At 72.1% G+C, this 14,445-nt stretch carries 13 protein-coding genes and 1 rRNA gene; 1 reads left to right on the top strand and 13 read right to left on the bottom strand.

Going from position 1 to position 14,445, the window contains the following annotated elements; genetic code table 11:
- Positions 1 to 93 precede the first annotated feature (93 nt).
- The 11 genes from KU893_RS21380 to KU893_RS21330 form a co-directional block, all read right to left on the bottom strand.
- Positions 94 to 2,613, bottom strand: a complete 2,520-nt coding sequence (locus KU893_RS21380) for a DEAD/DEAH box helicase (protein ID WP_218236596.1) — start codon at positions 2,611 to 2,613, stop codon at positions 94 to 96.
- Entirely contained in the window at positions 2,606 to 3,574 is a 969-nt protein-coding gene (locus KU893_RS21375; RefSeq protein ID WP_257441531.1) for a site-specific tyrosine recombinase XerD, read from the bottom strand. Before KU893_RS21375 ends, KU893_RS21380 begins: the two co-directional genes overlap by 8 nt.
- Before the next feature lie 20 nt (positions 3,575 to 3,594).
- Positions 3,595 to 4,710, bottom strand: a complete 1,116-nt coding sequence (ald, locus tag KU893_RS21370; RefSeq protein WP_218236594.1) for an alanine dehydrogenase — start codon at positions 4,708 to 4,710, stop codon at positions 3,595 to 3,597.
- A gap of 138 nt (positions 4,711 to 4,848) precedes the next feature.
- Positions 4,849 to 5,334, bottom strand: coding sequence for an Lrp/AsnC family transcriptional regulator (locus tag KU893_RS21365; RefSeq protein WP_257441532.1), 486 nt, complete (start codon positions 5,332 to 5,334; stop codon positions 4,849 to 4,851).
- The gene (locus KU893_RS21360) at positions 5,327 to 5,932 is read right to left on the bottom strand and encodes an NUDIX domain-containing protein (RefSeq protein ID WP_257441534.1); all 606 of its coding nucleotides are present in this window, start codon (positions 5,930 to 5,932) and stop codon (positions 5,327 to 5,329) included. Before KU893_RS21360 ends, KU893_RS21365 begins: the two co-directional genes overlap by 8 nt.
- 10 nt (positions 5,933 to 5,942) lie before the next feature.
- The gene (pyrG, locus tag KU893_RS21355; RefSeq protein WP_257441536.1) at positions 5,943 to 7,658 is read right to left on the bottom strand and encodes a CTP synthase; all 1,716 of its coding nucleotides are present in this window, start codon (positions 7,656 to 7,658) and stop codon (positions 5,943 to 5,945) included.
- Between the two features lie 31 nt (positions 7,659 to 7,689).
- The gene (gene recN / locus KU893_RS21350) at positions 7,690 to 9,444 is read right to left on the bottom strand and encodes a DNA repair protein RecN (protein WP_218236589.1); all 1,755 of its coding nucleotides are present in this window, start codon (positions 9,442 to 9,444) and stop codon (positions 7,690 to 7,692) included.
- Positions 9,441 to 10,406: an NAD kinase gene (locus KU893_RS21345; RefSeq protein WP_218236587.1), complete on the bottom strand. Its 966-nt coding sequence runs from the start codon at positions 10,404 to 10,406 to the stop codon at positions 9,441 to 9,443. Before KU893_RS21345 ends, recN begins: the two co-directional genes overlap by 4 nt.
- Entirely contained in the window at positions 10,403 to 11,236 is an 834-nt protein-coding gene (locus tag KU893_RS21340) for a TlyA family RNA methyltransferase (protein WP_218236585.1), read from the bottom strand. The genes KU893_RS21345 and KU893_RS21340 overlap by 4 nt, the downstream gene beginning before the upstream one ends.
- Complete coding sequence (locus KU893_RS21335) at positions 11,236 to 11,418, bottom strand: hypothetical protein (RefSeq protein ID WP_218236583.1); 183 nt, start codon at positions 11,416 to 11,418, stop codon at positions 11,236 to 11,238. Before KU893_RS21335 ends, KU893_RS21340 begins: the two co-directional genes overlap by 1 nt.
- A 9-nt stretch (positions 11,419 to 11,427) precedes the next feature.
- Positions 11,428 to 12,450 (bottom strand): HAD-IIA family hydrolase, encoded by a 1,023-nt coding sequence (locus KU893_RS21330; RefSeq protein ID WP_257441537.1) that lies wholly within the window; start codon positions 12,448 to 12,450, stop codon positions 11,428 to 11,430.
- A 50-nt stretch (positions 12,451 to 12,500) separates the two neighbouring features.
- Between KU893_RS21330 and KU893_RS21325 the strand changes: the two genes are divergently transcribed.
- Positions 12,501 to 13,652, top strand: coding sequence for a DUF1015 family protein (locus KU893_RS21325; RefSeq protein WP_218236581.1), 1,152 nt, complete (start codon positions 12,501 to 12,503; stop codon positions 13,650 to 13,652).
- Here KU893_RS21325 and KU893_RS21320 read toward each other — a convergent pair.
- Both KU893_RS21320 and rrf read right to left on the bottom strand, forming a co-directional pair.
- A complete protein-coding gene (locus KU893_RS21320; protein ID WP_218236579.1) occupies positions 13,612 to 13,980 on the bottom strand; it encodes a single-stranded DNA-binding protein in 369 nt (122 codons plus the stop codon). The two genes, KU893_RS21325 and KU893_RS21320, sit on opposite strands and share 41 nt — an antisense overlap.
- A gap of 229 nt (positions 13,981 to 14,209) precedes the next feature.
- Positions 14,210 to 14,326 (bottom strand): 5S ribosomal RNA (rrf, locus tag KU893_RS21315).
- Between the last annotated feature and the right edge of the window lie 119 nt (positions 14,327 to 14,445).

The following is a 14,445-nucleotide window of genomic DNA, read 5'->3' as shown; positions in this document are numbered from 1 at the left end:
ACCTTTGTCTGGATGGTTGCGGGCTCCTTCCCCAGAGCCCGGGACCCCTCCATCCAACAATGTCGACACAGCGACATTCGGGAGGCGCGCCGGTCAGCCCGTCAGGCTCACCATCTCCAGGGTCCGGACGACGGCCTCGCCTGCCTCGTCGCTGGCCGCGAGGTCCACCTCGGCCCGGATCACCCAGTCGTGGTGGCCCTCCGGGTCGTGCAGCGTCTGCGTCGCGACCCACCGGTCGGCGGACTTCTCGATCGCCAGCAGCACCGGCCCACGCGCGTCGGCGTCGGTCAGCAGCCGGTCGTGCTCGGCGTAGTAGTCCTCGATCGCCTGGTCCCAGTCGGCCTCGCTCCACGCGGCTCCCTCGTCGAGCGCGGCCAGTGCCGGAACCTCGTCGCGCGCCACCAGCTCCACCCGGCGCCACAGCGCGTTGCGGACCATCACCTCGAACACCCGCCCCTGCTGGCTCAGCGGTCGGGGCGGGGGCGGGGGCGCATGGTCGTGGACCGCACGCGACGCGTGGTCGGGGTCGTTGAGCGCCTCCCACTCGTCGAGCAGCGAGGAGTCGACCTGCCGGACCGTCTCCCCCAGCCACTCGACGAGGAGGTCCAGCTCCTCGGTGCGGTACGACGCCGGCACACTCTGGCGCAGCGCGCGGTAGGCGTCGGTGAGATAGCGCAGCACCAGCCCCTCGGAGCGCGCCACCTGGTAGCGGGAGACGAGGTCGGTGAACCCCATGCCCTGCTCCCACATCTGCCGCACGACCGACTTCGGCGCGAGCGCGTCGGGCGCGAGCCAGGGATGCCGCTCACGGTAGGTCTCGAAGAGCGGCTCGAGCAGCTCGCCGAGCGGCTCGGGCCAGGTGATGTCCTCGACGAGGGCCATCCGCTCGTCGTACTCGACGCCGTCAGCCTTGAGCGCCGCGATCGCCTCGCCGCGGGCGGCGTGCCGCTGGGCCATCAGCAGCGGCCGCGGCGCCTCGAGGGTCGCCTCGACGACCGAGACCACGTCGAGGGTGAAGGTTTCGCTGTCGGGGTCGAGCACGTCGAGCACGGCGAGGGCGAAGTGGGAGAGCGGCTGGTTGAGCGCGAAGTCCTCGGGCAGCGCCTCGGTGAGCACGTAGCGCCGGCCGAACCCGTCGACCTCGTCGAGCCGGGTCAGCACCTCGGAGGCGACCAGGCTGCGGGCCAGCCGCACCGCCCGCTTGGCAAGGCGGAGCTGGCTGCGCCGGTCCTCGTGGTTGTCGGTCAGCAGCCGCCGCATGACGGGGAACGCGTCCTCCTCGCGGGAGAGCACGTTGACGAGCATCGCGTTGTCGACCTTCATCTGTGACTTCAGCGGCTCGGGCTTGCCCTCGACCAGCTTGGCGAAGGTCTGCTCGCTCCACACGACGGTGCCCTCGGGCGGCTTCTTGAGCTGGGGCTTGGACTTCTTCTTGGGGTTCGCCGCGTTCTTCGCCTCGGACTTCGCCTTGGCCTTCTCGTTCTCGATGACGTGCTCGGGCGCCTGGACGACGACGTAGCCCGCGGTGTCGAAGCCCGCCCGCCCGGCCCGGCCGGCGATCTGGAGGAACTCGCGCGTGCGCAGCACCCGCTGCCGGCTGCCGTCGAACTTGGCGAGTCCGGTGAACAGCACCGTGCGGATCGGGACGTTGATGCCGACGCCGAGGGTGTCGGTGCCGCAGATGACGGTCAGCAGCCCGGCCTGCGCGAGCTGCTCGACGAGGCGGCGGTAGCGCGGCAGCATGCCGGCGTGGTGGACGCCGATCCCCTGCCGCAGCAGCTTGTTGAGGGTCTTGCCGAAGCCGGCCGCGAAGCGGACCCCCGCGATCCGCTCGGCGATCTGCTCCTTGCGGTCCTTCGGCAGGACGGTGTCCAACCGGCCCGGCCCGCTGAGCAGCGACACGGCGTGCTCGACCGCGGCGGCCTGGGTGAAGTGGACGACGTACACGGGCCCCTGGCCGGTGGTGACCAGCTCCTCGAGCTTCTCCCCCATCGGCTCCAGCGACCACGAGAAGTCCAGCGGGACGGGGCGCTCGGCCTGGTCGACGACCGTCGTGTCCCGCCCGTTGCGCCGGGTCAGGTCGGCCGCCAGGTCGGTGGTGTCGCCGAGGGTGGCCGACATGAGCAGGAACTGCGCCTGCGGCAGCTCGATGAGCGGCACCTGCCACGCCCAGCCGCGGCCCGGCTCGCCGTAGAAGTGGAACTCGTCCATCACGACCATGCCGACGTCGGCCCGCTCGCCCTCGCGCAGCGCGATGTTCGCCAGCACCTCGGCGGTGCAGCAGATCACCGGGGCGTCGGCGTTGACCGCGACGTCGCCGGTCAGCATGCCGACGTCGGTCGCACCGAACACGTCGACCAGGTCGAAGAACTTCTCGCTCACCAGCGCCTTGATCGGTGCGGTGTAGAAGGTGACCCGGTCGTCGGCGAGCGCACCCATCGCGGCCGCCATCGCGACCAGCGACTTGCCGGACCCGGTCGGCGTCGCCAGCACGACGTTGTCGCCACCCAGCAGCGCGAGGATCGCGTCCTCCTGGTGCGGGTACAGCTGCAGGCCACGCTGCTCGGCGTACTGCAGGATCCGGTCGTATGCGTCGTCACTCGACTCAGCCATGGCGCGCCCTCGGGTGCGCGGTGGCGAAGACCTCGCGCAGGTTGTCGACGGTGACGAGCGTGTAGACCTGCGTCGTGGTGACCGACGCGTGCCCGAGCAGCTCCTGGACCACGCGGACGTCGGCGCCACCGTCGAGCAGGTGGGTCGCGAACGAGTGCCGCAGCGTGTGGGGCGAGACGTCCCGGGTCACCCCGGCGCGCTCGGCGGCCTTGACCAGCACGGCCCACGCCGACTGCCGCGACAGGCGGCCGCCGCGGGCGTTGAGGAAGAGGGCTCCTGCGCTGGTCGAGCCGGTCGAGACCCCGGTGAGCGCCGGACGGCCCCGCACGAGGTAGGCCGACAGCGCGGCCCGCGCGTACGACCCGACGGGCACCAGCCGCTCCTTGCCGCCCTTGCCGCGCAGCAGCAGGGTCGCGTCGGCGGCATCGAGGTCCGGCTCGACGAGGTGGTGGACGTCGTCGACGTCGAGGCCGACCGCCTCCGAGATCCGGGCGCCGGTGCCGTAGAGGACCTCCAGCAGCGCGCGGTCGCGCAGGGACAGCGGCGTGCCCGCGGCGCCGGCCGCCTCGAGGATCGCCTCGACGTCGGCCAGCGGCAGGGCCTTGGGCAGCCGCTTCGCGGGACTCGGAGGCTTCACGCCCGCCGCCGGGTCGGCCTGGGCCAACCCGTCGGCGACCGCGAACTTGTGGAAGCCCCGCACCGCGACGACCGTGCGCGCCGCGCTCGAGGCGCTCAGCGGCGGGTGCTCCGCGTCGCCCTCGCGCAGCCACACCAGGAAGTCGGTGACCGTGGCCTCCGTGATCGCGTCGAGCGAGTCGATCCCGGCTGCCGCGAGGTGGACGCGGTAGCGCCGCAGGTCGCGCTGGTAGGACGTCAGCGTGTTCGCCGCCAGCCCCTTCTCGACCGAGAGGTGGTCCAGGTACGTGCGGACCGCCCGGTCCACCGCACCCGTGCCACTCACGCGGTCAGGCTAGCGTGCGCTCAGGCGAGCGCCTGCGCCACGGGGACCGCGGCGATGCCGGTGGCCTCGCCGACGGGGCCGTTGGTCAGGTTGCCGGCGTGGGTGTTGAGTCCCAGGGCCAGGCTGGCGTCCGCGCGGCACGCCTCGAGCCAGCCCTTGTCGGCGAGTGCCACGGCGTACGGCAGGGTCGCGTTGGTCAGCGCGTACGTCGAGGTGTTCGGCACCGCGCCGGGCATGTTCGCCACGCAGTAGAACGTCGAGTTGTGCACCTGGTAGGTCGGGTCGGCGTGGGTGGTGGCACGGGTGTCCTCGAAGCAGCCGCCCTGGTCGACCGCGATGTCGACGAGCACCGAGCCCGGCTTCATCCGCGACACCAGCTCGTTGGAGACCAGCTTGGGCGCGGCGGCGCCCGGGATCAGCACGGCGCCGATGACCAGGTCGGCCTCGGTCACCTGCTGCTCGATCGCCAGCTTCGACGAGGCGAGTCCGTGGACCCGGTTGTTGTAGCGCCAGAACGACATCCGCAGCTTGTCGAGGTCGGTGTCGAGCAGGGTGACGTCGGCACCCATGCCGAGCGCGATGTTGGCGGCGTTCTGCCCCGCGACGCCGGCGCCGATGACGACGACCTTGGCGTTGGCGACACCACCGACGCCGCCCATGAGGACGCCGCGGCCGCCCTGGGCCTTCATCAGCGAGTAGGCACCGACCTGGGGCGCGAGGCAGCCCGCGACCTCGGACATCGGGTAGAGCAGCGGCAACGCACCGGAGGGCAGCTGGACCGTCTCGTACGCGATCGCGGTCACCTTGCGGGCGATCAGCTCCTCGGTGAGCGCCTTGTCGGCGGCGAGGTGCAGGTAGGTGAAGAGCAGCTGGCCCTCGCGCATCCGCGCGTACTCCTCGGCGACCGGCTCCTTGACCTTGAGGATCATCTCGGCGCTGCCCCACACCGCGTCGGCGTCGGGCAGGATCGAGGCGCCGGCGGCGACGTAGTCCGCGTCGGCGATCTGCGAGCCGACACCCGCGCCGGCCTGGACCACAACCTCGTGGCCGTGGGCGACCAGCTCGTGCACGCCGATCGGCGTGATGGCCACCCGGTACTCGTTGTTCTTGACTTCCTTGGGCACACCGACGCGCATCTGCAGGTTCCTCCCGGTCACGGAATCCGTCGCGAATTCCTTCGTTGGAGGAAATCATGAAGATAAGTCGAGCCACCCGCTAGACGTGCGAGCGATAATTCGCGGCCGGCGCGGAGAGCCGGATCGGATCGTCGACGATCAGGCGCGCGGCGGGCGCCGCACCGAACCCTGTTCGGCCGGTCGGCCGCGCAGGTGCTCGAAGATCAGGCTGGTCTCGGTCATCGCGACGTCGCGGGTGCCGCTGAGGTGGTCCAGCACGAACTCCCGCAGCTCCTCCGAGCCGGCGGTGGCGACGTGGATGAGGAAGTCGTCGGCGCCGGCGAGGAAGTAGACGTTGAGCACCTCGGGCAGTGTCGTCATCGACTGCGCGAAGGCGCTCAGCTCGCCGCGGGCGTGCGGCCGCAGCCGCACCGAGATCATCGCCTGCAACGGGCGACCGATGGCTGCCTGGTCGACCTCCGCGTGCGCCCCCCTGATCACGCCGCGCTCGAACAGCGAGCGCACCCGGCCGTGACAGGTGGACGGTGCGATGCCGACCCGCGCGGCCAGCACGTTGTTGGCCAGGCGGGCGTCGTCCTGGAGCTCGCGGACGATGGCGGCGTCGATCGGGTCCAGCTCAACCACGGGCGGCCTCCCGGTGCCGGCGTACCTGGACCGCGAGCACCGCCTGGACCACGGGACCGTCGGTGACGTCACCGGCGAGGATCGCGTCGACCAGGTCGGCGAACGGCACCCACAGCACTTCGAGGTCCGCCTCCTCGTGGCGCAGCTCGAAGTCGCCCCGGTCGGCGGGCGAGAGCCCCTCGGCGAGGTAGTAGTGGATCCGCTCCGCGGAGTAGCCGGGCGAGCTGAGCGTCGAGAGCAGGTGGGTCCACCGCTCGGCGGCCAGCGCCGCCTCCTCGCGCAGCTCACGTCGTCCGACCTCCTCCGGGTCCTCACCCGGGTGGTCGATCACGCCGGCGGGCAGCTCGACGAGCCGGGACTGCGCCGGGTGCCGGTACTGCTTGAGGCACAGCACCCGGTCGTCGTCGTCGATCGCGAGGACGACCGCCGCCCCGGGGTGCTCGAGGACGAGGCGCCGGAACGGCTCCTCGTGCTCGGCTCCCGGACGACGGATCCGGTCGGAGCGGAACGCGACGACCCACCCGTCACGGTGCAGGTCGACGCTGTCCTCGACCGGCCAGGACTCGGGGACGTCGCGCAGCGGGGTCAGCTCCGGCACCGGCGCGCGCTCACTCGTCGTCGGTGGGCTCGGCGTGCAGGTGGGTGTCGTCGATCTCGAGCCGGGTCTCGCGCTGGCGCTTGATCGCCGCGCCGACCAGGCCCGCGAACAGCGGGTGCGGACGGGTCGGCCGCGAGCGCAGCTCGGGGTGGGCCTGGGTGCCGATGTAGTAGGGGTGCACCTCGCGCGGCAGCTCGACGAACTCGACCAGGTCGAGCTCGTCGTTGAGGCCGGAGAAGACCAGGCCGGCCTCCTCGAGCTGGGCCCGGTAGGCGTTGTTGACCTCGTAGCGGTGGCGGTGCCGCTCCTCGATCACCTCGGCGCCGTAGACCTCACGGGCGATCGTGCCGGCCTTGAGGTGGGCCGGGTAGAGGCCCAGGCGCATGGTTCCGCCCAGGTCGCCGGCACCCTCGACGATCGACTTCTGCTCCTCCATCGTCGCGATGACCGGCTCCGGGGTGTCCGGGTCGAACTCGGTCGAGCCGGCCTTGGTGAGGCCGAGCTCGGTGCGGGCGTACTCGATCACCATCGACTGCAGGCCCAGGCACAAGCCGAGCGTCGGGATCTTGTTGTGGCGCGCGTAGGTGAGCGCGCCGAGCTTGCCCTCGAGGCCGCGGATGCCGAAGCCGCCCGGGACGCAGATCGCGTCGACGTCGGAGAGGTGCTTGGCCGCCCCGGCCTGGGTCTCGCACTCGTCGGAGGCCACCCAGCGGATGTGCACCTTCGCCTCGTGCGCGAAGCCGCCGGCGCGCAGCGCCTCGGTGACCGACAGGTAGGCGTCGTGCAGGTCGATGTACTTGCCGACCAGCGCGATCGTGACGTCCTCCTTCGGGTGGTGCACCCGGCGGAGCAGGTCGTCCCAGATCGTCCAGTCGACGTCGCGGAAGGGCAGGTTGAGCCGGCGTACGACGTACGCGTCGAGGCCCTGGCGGTGCAGCACCTTCGGGATGTCGTAGATCGACGGCGCGTCGGGCGCGGTGACCACGGCTTCCTGGTCGACGTCGCACATCAGCGAGATCTTCTTCTTGATGCTCTCCGGAAGCTCGCGGTCCGCGCGGCAGACCACGGCGTCGGGCTGGATGCCGACCTGGCGCAGCGCGGCGACCGAGTGCTGGGTGGGCTTGGTCTTCAGCTCGCCCGAGGGGCCGATGAACGGCACCAGTGAGACGTGCAGGAAGAAGCAGTTGTCGCGGCCGATGTCGTGGCGGACCTGGCGCGCGGCCTCGAGGAACGGCAGCGACTCGATGTCGCCGACGGTGCCACCGATCTCGGTGATGACCACGTCCACGGGCTCGTCGCCGTGGCCCATCGCGAGGATCCGTTCCTTGATCTCGTTGGTGATGTGCGGGATCACCTGGACCGTGTCGCCGAGGTAGTCGCCGCGGCGCTCCTTGGCGATCACCGAGGAGTAGACCTGCCCGGTGGTGACGTTGGCGATCTGGTTGAGGTCGGTGTCCAAGAAGCGCTCGTAGTGACCGATGTCGAGGTCGGTCTCGGCGCCGTCGTTGGTGACGAACACCTCGCCGTGCTGGAACGGGTTCATCGTGCCGGGGTCGACGTTGAGGTACGGGTCGAGCTTCTGCATCGTGACCCGCAGTCCGCGCGAGCGCAGCAGTCGACCGAGGCTGGAGGCAGTGAGTCCCTTGCCCAGCGAGGAGGCGACGCCTCCGGTGACGAAGACGTGCTTTGCCTGCCGAATCTGTCCGCTACCGGGCGCCGTGTTCACGGGATTCCATGCTACGTCATGTCGGGCTGATTCACCGTGCTCGCGGGGCGTTTCGCGCCAGCTCGAGCAGCTCGCGGGCGTGGGCGAGGGCGGTGTCGGACTCGGCGAGGCCGGCCAGCATGCGGGAGAGCTCCCGCTCCCGGCCCGCGTCGTCGAGGGTGACCAGGCCCGAGCTGGTCACCGAACCGTCGCTGGACTTCTCGACCAGCACGTGGCGGTCGGCGAAGGCCGCGACCTGCGGCAGGTGGGTGACGACCAGCACCTGGGCGTCCTCGGCCAGCTTGGCCAGTCGCCGTCCGATCTCGACCGCGGCCGCGCCGCCGACGCCCGAGTCGACCTCGTCGAACACGAACGTGGGCACCGGGCTGGTGCCGGCGAGGCAGACCTCGACCGCGAGCATCACCCGGGACAGCTCACCGCCCGAGGCGCCCTTGTGCAGGGCACGCGGCTCGGAACCGGTGTTGGCGGCGAGCAGGAACTCGACCTCGTCGAGCCCGCTGCGCCCGAACCGCACCCACCGCTCCCCCACCTGCAGCAGGTCGGCCGGCGGGTGCTCCGGGTCGCTCGGCGCCTCGGCCGCGCGCGGTGAGACCCGGATGGTCACCACGGCGTGCGGCATCGCCAGCAGGGTGAGCTCGTCGGAGACGGCCGTGCCCAGCCGGCTCGCGGCCTTCACCCGCGCCTCGCTGAGCTTGCTGCCCGCCGCCGCGAGGTCGGCGCGCAGCTGCGCGGACCGCGCCGTGAGCTCCACGATCTGCTCGTCGGTCGAGTCGAGGTCGAGCAGCCGCATCGCCGACGTCTCCGCCCACGCCAGCACCTCCTCGACCGTGTCGCCGTACTTGCGGGTCAGGCCGGTCAGTGCCGCCCGTCGCTCCGACACCGCTGCCAGCCGGGTCGGGTCCGTGTCGATCCGGGCGGCGTACGACGCCACGTCGGCCGCCACGTCGGACAGCAGATAGCTCACCTCGGCCACCCGGTCGGCGAGCGCGGCCGCCTCGGGGTCATGGTCGCGAACGCTCTCCAGCAGGCCGCGTGCGGCCGCGACGGCCGCCAGCGCGTCGGGCGAGCCGTGCTCGCTCGACAGCGCCTCGCGTGCCTGCTCGGCCGCACCCCGCAACGTGTCGGCGTGCCCCAGCCGCGCCTCCTCGGCGGCGAGCTCCGCGTCCTCGCCCGGCTGCGGAGCCACCGCGGCGACCTCGTCGACACCGAAGCGCAGCACGTCGGCCTCCCGCGCCCGCTCCCGCGCCGTGGCGACGACCTCGGCCAGCTCGCGCTCGGTGGCGACCAGCCGGTCGTGGATCTTGGTGTAGGCCGCGAGCAGCTTGTCGAGGCCCCCGAACCGGTCGAGCGCGTGCCGCTGGGTCTGCGCCTTGAGCAGCCGGTGCTGGTCGGACTGGCCGTGGACCGCGACCAGCGGCTCGGCGAGCTCGGCGAGCGTGGCGACCGGGACGGCCGCACCCCCCGCGAACGCCCGGGACCGGCCCTCGGCACTCACGTTGCGGGCCAGCACGACCCCGCCGTCCTCGGCCTCGCCGCCGGCCTCCTCGACCGCACTGACCAGCTGGGGCAGCGCCTTCGCGGCGACCAGTCCCTCGACCCGCGCCTGCTTGGCACCGGCGCGCACCGCACCGCTGTCGGCCCGTCCCCCCAGCAGCAGCCCGAGCGCGGTCACGACCATGGTCTTGCCCGCGCCGGTCTCACCGGTGATGACGGTCAGGCCGGGGCCCAGCTCGAGGGTCGAGGAGTCGATGACCCCGAGCGAGCTGATCCGGATCTCCTCGATCATGCGTCCTCTCCCCGCGCCCGCGCCTGGCGGCGCTGCTCCGCCGCTCCACGCCAGCCCTCGACCGACAGTCCGAACTTCGCCACCAGCCGGTCGGTGAACGGCGCCGAGTGCAGCCGGACCAGCCGGACCGGCCGTTGCCCGCGACTGACCTCGATCCGGGCGCCCGGCGGCAGGTCGACACTGCGCCGACCGTCGCACCACAGCACCCCGGAACCCTGGTTTCCCTCGAGCACCTCGATCGCGATCACCGACGACGGAGCGACCACCATCGGCCGGGCGAACAGCGCATGGGCGCTGAGCGGGACGATGCACAGCGCCTCGACCTGGGGCCACACGATCGGCCCGCCCGCGCTGAAGTTGTAGGCCGTCGAGCCGGTCGGCGTCGCGCACACGACCCCGTCGCAGCCCCATCGCGACAGCGGCCGGTCGTCGATCTCGACGACCACCTCCAGCATCCGCTCCCGGGCCGCCTTCTCCACGCTGGCCTCGTTCACGGCGAAGGTCGAGTACACGAGCGCGCCGTCGACGTACGCCTTCACGTCGAGAGTGAGCCGGTCCTCGGTGGTGTAGCGCTGCTCGACGATCGCCTCGATCGTCGCCGCGACGTCCTCGTGCTCGGCCTCGGCAAGGAAGCCGACGTGCCCCAGGTTGACGCCCAGCACCGGCGTCGAGCGTTGGTGAGTCACCTCGGCGGCACGCAGGATGCTCCCGTCACCACCGATGACGACGGTCAGCTCGCAGCCATGGCTGGCGTCGGACTCGGAGTCGGTCAGCTCGACGGCCGGGACGTAGTCCTCCGGCACCAGGTCGAGGTCGTCGGCCTCGTGCCGCAGCAGCCGGACCACGATGCCGTGGCCGGTCAGCTCCTTGACGAAGGATCGTGCGACGTCGCGGGCCTCGGACCGCCCGGTGTGGGCGAGCACGAGCACCCGGCGCGCGGTCGCGCTGGTCGCCGACGTCATGGATCCACCTTCTCATCCGGGTCCGACGTACCGCGCCGCACGATCGCCGCCATGGACTCGTCGTCGATCGTCGCCGCACCGTGACGCAGCCACACGAAGAACTCCACGTTGCCCGACGGGCCCGGTAGCGGGCTCACCGTCACCGCCCGGGCCCCCCACCCGCGCGCTGCCGCCGCGTGCGCGACCCCCAGCACCGTCTCCACCCACAGCTCCGGGTCGCGGACCACGCCGCCCTTGCCCAGCCGGTCCTTGCCGACCTCGAACTGCGGCTTGACCATCAGCGCCAGGTCGCCGTCGGGCCGGGTCACCCCCAGCAGCGCGTCCAGGACCAAGGTGAGCGAGATGAACGACAGGTCGCCGACGACGAGGTCCACCGGGCCCCCGATGTCGTCGGCGGTGAGGGTCCGCACGTTCGTCCGGTCGTGGACGACGACCTTCTCGTGCTGCTGCAGCGACCAGTGCAGCTGCCCGTACCCGACGTCGACCGCCACGACCTCCGCGGCGCCGGCGCGGAGCAGGACGTCGGTGAACCCGCCCGTCGACGCTCCGGCGTCGAGACAGCGCCGCCCCTCGACCCGCAGGCCGAGCGGGGTGAACGCAGCCAGCGCGCCCACCAGCTTGTGGGCGCCGCGCGAGACGTAGTCCGGCCCGTTCTCGCCCTCCTTGACCACGATCGCGACATCGGTCGTCACGCCGGTGGCCGGCTTGGACGCCACCGCTCCGGCGACCTTCACCCGGCCCTCGGCGATGAGCTGGGCGGCGCGCTCGCGCGACGGCGCCAGCCCGCGGCGGACCAGCTCCGCGTCGAGGCGCAGGCGGCGCGGCGGCACTAGGAGACGGCCGGAGCGGCCGGCGGGTGGTCCAGGGTGCGCCGGAGCTCGCCGTGCGCCTCCTCCAGCACGCCCGCGTGCTCCTCGAGCGGACGCTCGGCGAGACCCGCGACGAGGTTGAGCACCCGGTCGACGGCATCGATCCCGGTCGGCGTGGGCGCCGGAGCAGGTACCTCGGTCATGGCCCGAGGCTACCGCGCCCGCGCACCGGTTCCGGGGACCCGTGCCGCGGTGATGTCCGGCACCGCTCCAGCCCGGTCCCGGTGCTCCCACGCGGCCGCCGCCACCACCCGCCACCAGTCGTCCTGGGCTGCGTCGGCACGGGTCTGCTCCACCTCGAGCCGCCCGTGCGCCACCCGACCGTGCCAGCCGCCCAGCTGCCAGCCACCTCCGACCCGCTCCGGCGCCGCATGCGCCAGCGTCAGCCCGCCGAGGTCCGCCGCGAGGTAGGTCGGCCGCTCCCTCGGACCGGCCGCCACCAGCTCGGCGAGCCCGGTCACGCCGGTCAGCACCAGCAGCGAGTCGACGCCGGCGTTGCGCGCCCCCTCGATGTCGGTGTCGAGCCGGTCCCCGACCATGAGCGGGCGCCGACCGCCCACCCGTCGTACCGTCTCGTCGAGGAGAGGTCGCGCCGGCTTCCCGGCCACGTCCGGGGTCATCCCGGCGAAGCGCTCGACCATCTCGACGAGCACGCCGTGCCCGGGCGCGACGCCGTACCCGGTCGGGATGGTCAGGTCGGTGTTGGTGGCCACCCACGGCAGCCCTCCGCGGATCCGGACCGCGGCATGCATGATGTCGCGCCACAACAGCTCCGGCCCGTACCCGCTCACGACCGCCACCGCCTCGGCCTCGACGTCGACGGCCACCAGCCCCATCTCGTCGAGGGCGCTCTGCAGACCCGGACCGCCGAGGCAGACGACCCGGGCGCCCGCGCCGAAGCGCTCGGCCAGCAGCCGGGCCGCCGCCTGGGCGCTGGTCACCACGTCGCTCGGCCGCGCCGCCACCCCCAGGTCGCGCAGGTGCTCGGCGACCACAGCGGCGGACCGTGACGCGTTGTTGGTGATGAACGCGACGCGCATCCCGGCCGCTCGCGCGCTGCTGATGTGGCCGGCCGCGCCGTCGACCGCCTCGTGCCCGATGTAGACGACGCCGTCCAGGTCGAGCATCGCCAGGTCGTAGGCCTCGGTCAGGGGCTGTGCGGATGTGAGCAACACGTGCCCCACCTTGCCAGCACCCGCGACCGTCGGCTCCGTACGATGCCCTGATGGACGCAACCACCCTCGTGACCCCGCCCTACGTGGCCGGTCCGTTGCGTCTCGAGCCGTTCGCTGCGCTGATGCTCACCCCCGCCCGCGTGGGCAACCCGAGCACCGGACGCGCCTTCGCGCGCCCCTACAAGGACGTCTCCGCGCGCCTCCTGCGCTGGCAGACGCGGGGTCTGGTCACCGCGGACACCGCACCCGCGTTGTATCTCCACGAGTACACCGCCAACGGGATGACCGTGCGCGGCCTGGTCGGCGCGCTGGACGTGTCACGCCGTGCCGCTCGGGCCGAGGACCGCGCGGTCCTGCCGCACGAGGGCATCCATCCCGTCCAGGCCGACGAGCTCGCCGACCGGATGGACGAGATGCAGCTCAACCCCGCGCCGATCCTGCTCGTGCACCAGGGCACCGACCGCCTGCGTGAGGTCCTCGCCGAGATCGCCCGTCGCGAGCCGGACCACGCCTTCACCGACAGAGGCGGCCAGGAGCACCGGATCTGGGCCGAGCGCTCCCCCGAGACACTCGCCACCATCACCGCGGAGCTGGCCGAGAGCCGCGCGCTGATCGCCGACGGCCACCACCGGTACGCGGCCTACCTCAGGCTCCAGCGCCGCCGCGTCGGCCACCCCGACGGCCCCCGTCCCACGGACCTGGGTCTCGCGATGCTGGTCGACCAGACCGACACGCCCCTCTTCCTCGGCCCGATCCACCGCACCTTCTCCGGGACGTCGCTCGACGACCTGCGTGATGCGGCGGAGACCCTCGGCCTCGAGTACCGCGAGCAGAACCAGGCTGACGCTGTCGCAGCGCTGTCCTCGGCACGCCTCGCCGCAACCGACGGCGAGCGCTGGGCGGTCGTCGGCCTCGACGTCGCGCCGGACGAGGCCGCGGTCGAGGCGCTCCACCTCAGGATCGTCCCCGCGCTCCCCCACGGACCCGCGGCGATCACCTACCACCACACGGTCGATGAGGCCCTCGACAGCGCGCGGCCCGACACGATCGCCGTGCTCATGCCGGCGCCATCGGTCGACCTGGTGCTCCGGATCGCCGAGGCGGACCGGCTGCTCCCCGAGAAGGCCACCTCCTTCCAGCCGAAACCGAGCCTCGGCGTGCTCATCCGTTCACTGCGCGACGCAGCAGCCGACCGCTCGTGACCTCGACCTCCATCCGCGACGACGTGTTGCCGCCGGCCCGGTAGAAGCGCCGCCGCAGCGCGCCCTCGACCCCGACGACGTCGCCGGCGTGCCAGGTCCGCATGGACCGACGCACCCTCGCCGACCACCCCGCCAGGTCGATCACATCGACCGACGGTCCCTTGCGCCCGGATGCCAGCGTGCGGACCTCGGCACGAGGCACGACCACCCGGCATGTCCAGAGTCGATCGCCACTCGGCAGCACTCGTTCCTCCGGATCGGCTGCCAGCCGCCCGCTGAGCCGCACCACATTCGCCGTCTCGCAGCTCTCTCCGTGCTCGTTCGCCATCTGCGACCACCTCGCGTTCCGCGGCGCGCCTGGTCGGCTCGCCCGTCCCACGATGGTGCATACCGGTTCCGACACAGCCGGCACGACGTCCGGCGGGCTGTGGACAACAGCCCTTCACCCGGGCCTTGGGGATGAACAACGGCGTGGACAAGCACGCGTGGGACTCGCCGATGGCAGGAAAAAGCACTCAGGGCCAGCACCCGAAGGTGCTGGCCCTGAGCCAATGTTTGTCCGGCGGCGTCCTACTCTCCCACATCCTCTCGGTTGCAGTACCATCGGCGCTGGCAGGCTTAACTTCCGGGTTCGGGATGGGACCGGGTGTTTCCCTGCCGCTATGGCCGCCGTAACTCTATGAACCCCTGTGGACCCGTTGCTGGGCTCCCACGCATGGCGTGGTCGGGGTTGGATCTTCATCGTGGACGCGGCACCAACACAGTGTTTGTTTTGGTGTTGTTGAGTGTGTTG

Origin of the sequence: Nocardioides daeguensis (assembly GCF_019192965.1) — a bacterium.
Taxonomy (GTDB): domain Bacteria; phylum Actinomycetota; class Actinomycetes; order Propionibacteriales; family Nocardioidaceae; genus Nocardioides; species Nocardioides daeguensis.
Note: the sequence above shows the minus strand (reverse complement) of the source record. Positions and strands in the feature narration are given on the sequence as shown.

Coding starts and splice junctions, on each gene's coding strand:
- KU893_RS21335 (WP_218236583.1), bottom strand. CDS start 11,418: ATGACCGAGGTACCTGCTCCGGCGCCCACGCCGACCGGGATCGATGCC.
- KU893_RS21380 (WP_218236596.1), bottom strand. CDS start 2,613: ATGGCTGAGTCGAGTGACGACGCATACGACCGGATCCTGCAGTACGCC.
- KU893_RS21320 (WP_218236579.1), bottom strand. CDS start 13,980: ATGGCGAACGAGCACGGAGAGAGCTGCGAGACGGCGAATGTGGTGCGG.
- KU893_RS21345 (WP_218236587.1), bottom strand. CDS start 10,406: ATGACGTCGGCGACCAGCGCGACCGCGCGCCGGGTGCTCGTGCTCGCC.
- ald (WP_218236594.1), bottom strand. CDS start 4,710: ATGCGCGTCGGTGTGCCCAAGGAAGTCAAGAACAACGAGTACCGGGTG.
- recN (WP_218236589.1), bottom strand. CDS start 9,444: ATGATCGAGGAGATCCGGATCAGCTCGCTCGGGGTCATCGACTCCTCG.
- KU893_RS21325 (WP_218236581.1), top strand. CDS start 12,501: ATGGACGCAACCACCCTCGTGACCCCGCCCTACGTGGCCGGTCCGTTG.